Genomic DNA, 1,006 nt, shown 5'->3' with positions numbered 1-1,006 from the left:
AGAGAAGCCAGAAGCTATATTAACGCAGATGGAGAAAAAGTATATGTGAATGATGCCAGTTTTGATGTAGGTGTTAGAGAAGATGGCCAAGGAGGCTATATTGAGAATTTTGGTGGTCCAGGAACAATATGGCTCAGCCCATATAACGCCCAAAAAGGAGCGGATAGATACCTGGCATCTGCTAACCTGTATAGTGCAACTTATGTGAAGTTAAGAGAGGTATCCATTACCTATAGATTTCCTAAGGCTATCGTAAATAAATTTAACCTGCAAAATATGTCATTATCGCTGTTAGGACAAAATTTATTTATGTGGACCAAGCACAATGTATTCATCGATCCTGAAACTGCCTATACCGCCAGAGGAAATAGGAATGAACCAGGGTATGAGTTTTACTCTGTGATTCCACGTACCCGCAGCTTAGGGGTGAAATTAAATGTTGGCTTTTAATAACATTGATCATGAAGAAAATTATAATAATAATATTATCCATTGCATTCATTCCAATTTTAAACTCTTGTAGTGATTTTGATAAATTGAATGTAAGTCCCAATGATGTAAACGAAGTTGATCCAAACTTCCTATTGACTACAAGTACTTATAATTTTGCTAATACCTATAGTGAATTTGGCTATTGGGGATCAAGGATTCCTTCCTTGTTGCAGTATTACCAAGTGGGAGATGGTTATAAATCAGAAGAATTAAATGCCCTGTATTGGACGCCGGGACAAAGTAGTCCCTGGGGAACGATCTACTCTAATTTAGTAGATGTTCAAGCCATGGCTGATCTTAGTGTAGAGCAAGAAAACGTTTTTACTGAGGCGGTAGCTTTGGTATATCAAGCCGGACTTATAGATCTAGCTACAAAGATTTATGGTGATGTGCCCTTTTCAGAAACCAATCAGCTGGAAGAAGGCATTGTTTTCCCTAAATATGACCAGCAAAAAGAGATTTATGAAACACTCTTGGTCAATTTGAAAACTGCAAAAAATATGATTGAAGGGAT

The 1,006-nt window shown here is 37.4% G+C and carries 1 protein-coding gene and 1 pseudogene; both read left to right on the top strand.

Features of this window, described 5'->3' with window-relative positions:
• A pseudogene (locus ACYVHJ_RS19395) lies at nt 1–450 on the top strand (SusC/RagA family TonB-linked outer membrane protein); the annotation flags it as partial.
• Nucleotides 451–461: 11 nt separating this feature from the next.
• Nucleotides 462–1,006: SusD/RagB family nutrient-binding outer membrane lipoprotein (locus ACYVHJ_RS19390; RefSeq protein ID WP_460518147.1), on the top strand; the 545-nt coding region annotated here is incomplete at its 3' end.

This window comes from Cyclobacterium sediminis (genome assembly GCF_054781075.1).
The sequence above is the reverse complement of the archived record's forward strand: the minus strand, read 5'-3'. Positions and strand labels throughout refer to the sequence as shown.